Genomic DNA, 3,459 nt, shown 5'->3' on the forward strand with positions numbered 1-3,459 from the left:
CCTCGGTTCAGCCGGTCGATCGGTGCGAAAGCCAGTTGCGACTGGCAAAAACGGATGAAAACGGGGTGGGATTGCATTTCGGCGGCTGCGGCATGCAACGGGTACTAAAAACTGCAACTAAGCCTTGACGTCGCCGCGCCCGCGGAGGATGCTCTTCAGCGTTGACTACTGATTGGTAGGGGACGCTCGGCGGTCCGGGCGGATGACAGGTCCGGGTAAAGAGCGTCCCCGACGGCTTGAGGAGTCCGCCGTGTCCAACGCATCCCATTCATCGAATCTGTTCGCGCGCATCCGTGAACGCATCGCGCATCGAACCGGCGACATCGCCGATGGGCATGACTGCGTCGCCCGCAGATCCGGCGGCTTGCACGTTCCTCGTCGAAAATGCGCGGGCCGCCCTGAGTGTGCAGAAATCTGCGGGCGTCTTTTCGGGGCTGTGCGCGGTTGGCCGTCGCTTCAGCGCGACGGTCGGCGGCCCCGGCGCGAGGCTTTTCCGTTCAGGCTCGGGCGCCTGCCCTCGCGACGGAGCGCCCCTCCGTTGAGGTTCGGAGCCTTGCCGTCTCGGCTCAAGGTCGCCGTGGCTGCGTCGTCCTTCTTCGTCGCCTCGGCGATCGGCGCGCAAGCCGACGCCGGCCAAGCCGGCGAGGGAGCCGCTCCCTCCGGCGCTCTCGCCTTGGCATTTGAGGCCCGAGGCGCGGCCTCGAAGGGCGCGGCGGCAAAGGCCAGTCCGGGCGGCGTCGCCCGCGATGCGGCGTCGGCCTCCCACGAAGAGTCGGCGGCCCGCGCGACGCCGGCGACCGTCCCCGCCGGGAAATACGTCGCCCTCGGGGACTCCTACGCCTCGGGCGACGGCGTTCCTCCGTACGCCGAAGGGACCGACGAGGCGAATGGAAACCGATGCCGCCGCTCGTCTTCCGCGTACGCCCACCGAGTGAGCGGCCGGGTGGGCAAAACGCTCGACTTCGGGGCCTGCTCCGGGGCCCGCACCGGCGACTTTTACAACGCCAAGTCTGCCTGGGGAGAGCCGGCGCAGCTTTCGCGGCTCGACGCCTCGACGGGCCTCGTGACGTTTGCGATCGGCGGCAACGACGCCGGCTTCAGCAAGGTTCTCAGCGACTGCATCGGAGGCAAGAGCCTCCTTCCGTTCGTCGCGTGCAGCACCGACCGGGCGGTGACGGGACCAGTCGACTCCGCCATCGACGCTCTTCGAGGCAAGACGAAGAAGGAAGGCGTCCGCAGCTACGACTCGATCGCGGCGGACATTCGCTCGCGAGCCCCGAGCGCGACGGTCGTGGCAGTGGGCTATCCGCATATCTTTCCCTCTGGCGGCGGAACGGGCGGGCCGATTCCGGGGCGCTGCCAGGGCGTGAAAAAAGTGGACCAGCGGTGGATGGCGGCGAAGACCGACGAGCTTGACGCCGCCCTCAAGGCCGCCGCGCTGCGCCACGGCTTCCTGTTTGCGGACACGGCTTCCGCGTTCGGCGGGCACGAGCTGTGCGGATCGAACGGATCGTGGATTCACGACATTCTCAACGACGGACGCTTCCACCCGACCCAAGCGGGCCACTCGGCCACAGCGCAGGCCGTGGCGGACGCCCTGGGAGGCCTTGGCGGCCAGTCGGATTCGTCGGGTTCCGCCAAGGCCGGAAACTCCAAGGCTCGGGATGCCAAAGCAGGGGACGCCCGGGCCGAGGGCGGCCAGGCCCGAGACGCCCAGGCTCGTAAAGAGCTCCGGGTCGCCGCCGATCGGGCGGACAATGAGCGGCCCGCAGGCGCAATCGCGGTTGTGCGCGACGGAGACCGGATGTCGCTGGACGCCTCGGCTTCGACCGACGCCGACGGGAGGGTCGTCCACGTCGACTGGTATGTCCAGCGCTCCGACGGAGGCGAAACGGTCGTGTCCGGGGCTCGGACGTCGATCCGAATTCCCTCGGCGGAGAAAGCGACCGTGACCGCCGTCGTGACCGACGACCGCGGCATGGAAGACTTCGTCACGCGGCACATGCCCGCAGCGAAGCAAGCTCCGCGCGCTGCGAAAGGCGACGGTTCACGGCGTGGACGCGCGGCCAAGGCCGAAGGCGGTTACGCGGTCAAAGCCGCGACAGAATGTCCGCCGTCGTGCGAACCTTCGCGAAGCCTCCGGCGGCGAGGTTCATCGCCGTCGCCCGCATGAGGTTTTCCGCGCTCTCCCGCAGCCGTCCGAGGCCGGGGAGCTCGACGTCGATGTCGAACGTTCGCGTGGCGTCGAAGGCGACCGTGACGTCGTACCCGAGGTTGCCGGCCATCCGCGCCGTCGTCTCGACGCACATGTTCGTTTGGATCCCGCAGAGCACGAGCGACTCGATGTGCGAACGGCCAAGCCACGCGTGAAGATCGGGGTTTCCGTAGAACGCCGAGTTCACCTGCTTGGAGATCGTGAGGTCGGCCTCGGCTCGGGCGACGTCCTCCTTCAGTTCGTTGCCCGGGCAATCGGGGTGGAGCGGAGAAAGCGGGTTGGGCGAGTCGTGGCGGACGACGACGAGTGGACCGAGCCGCCTCTCCGCCCATTCGTCGATGAGCTGCGAGACGTTGGCCTCGGCGTGCGGATTCGCGGTCGGGCCGTAGACGCCGTGGTCGAAGCCTTTTTGAACGTCGATGACGATAAGGGCTGTGTTATTTCTTTCCATGGCTCAAGGAAACCAGCGCCGACGCGAGGCCGACAGCGGCACGAATGCCGCCTGCCGATAAGATTCTGCCATGAAGGTGCGAGTGGTCCTTTTGCCGGGGATGCGGGGCTTTGACCTCTGTGCTGCGCTCGAGGTCTTCGGCGGCGACCGGCGCGACAGGGGAGTGCCGCTCAACGACGTCGCCGCGGTCTCACCCTCGCCCGAACCCGAACTGGAAGGCGGCCTGCGCATCCGCGCGCTTCCGCTCCAGGAGGCCGACGGCGCCGACCTGCTCGTCATTCCTGGATTCGCCGACCCGCTCGGGGCGGTCGATCCCGACGTCGTCCGCGCCGTCTCCGGCGGAGGCGGCGTCGCTCCGTCCGCCGCCGCCCGGGAAGACGCCGCCCGTCCCGGCGCCGCCAGGTCCGGCGTCGTCCGAGACGACGTCGAGCGTGCCGCGGCCCTCGTGCTTCGGCTTCACAGCTCCGGAACGCACATCGCCTCCCTGTGCACGGGGGCCTTTCTCCTCGCGGCCACCGGCTTGCTCGACGGAGCCGACGCAACGACCCACTGGCGTTTTTGCGACGAGCTTCAACGACGGCACAAGAGGGTGCGGGTCGATCCGAAGGTGCTCTACACGCACGACGCCGCACGGCGGCTGTGGACCTCGGCGGGGGTCGCCGCCGGAATCGACGCCTGCCTGGCGATTCTGGCCCAAGAGTGCGGATCGGCGGCAGCGGCCGCCGTTGCCCGATCGATGGTTCTGCCGGCGGTCCGCCCGGGAGGCCAGGCTCAGTTCATCCCTCCGTTGAGA

Annotated in this window: 3 protein-coding genes; 2 read left to right on the forward strand and 1 reads right to left on the reverse strand. The window is 68.6% G+C overall.

Translation table 11 applies throughout. The annotated features are described in order from the left end of the window. Nucleotides 1–577: 577 nt before the first annotated feature. Nucleotides 578–2,173, forward strand: a complete 1,596-nt coding sequence (locus ACO48X_RS11010) for a GDSL-type esterase/lipase family protein (protein ID WP_485002129.1) — start codon at nt 578–580, stop codon at nt 2,171–2,173. Here ACO48X_RS11010 and ACO48X_RS11015 read toward each other — a convergent pair. Continuing rightward, nucleotides 2,091–2,666, reverse strand: coding sequence for a cysteine hydrolase family protein (locus ACO48X_RS11015; protein WP_485002130.1), 576 nt, complete (start codon nt 2,664–2,666; stop codon nt 2,091–2,093). The genes ACO48X_RS11010 and ACO48X_RS11015 overlap by 83 nt on opposite strands. A 70-nt stretch (nt 2,667–2,736) precedes the next feature. Between ACO48X_RS11015 and ACO48X_RS11020 the strand changes: the two genes are divergently transcribed. Further along, nucleotides 2,737–3,459, forward strand: a 723-nt coding sequence (locus ACO48X_RS11020; RefSeq protein ID WP_485002131.1) for a GlxA family transcriptional regulator, incomplete at its 3' end; no start/stop codon positions are given.

It is taken from the genome of Peptidiphaga sp. (genome assembly GCF_057238965.1).

Bases quoted from the DNA above. Each gene is read 5' to 3' on its own strand.
- ACO48X_RS11015 (WP_485002130.1), bottom strand. From the start codon at position 2,666: ATGGAAAGAAATAACACAGCCCTTATCGTCATCGACGTTCAAAAAGGC.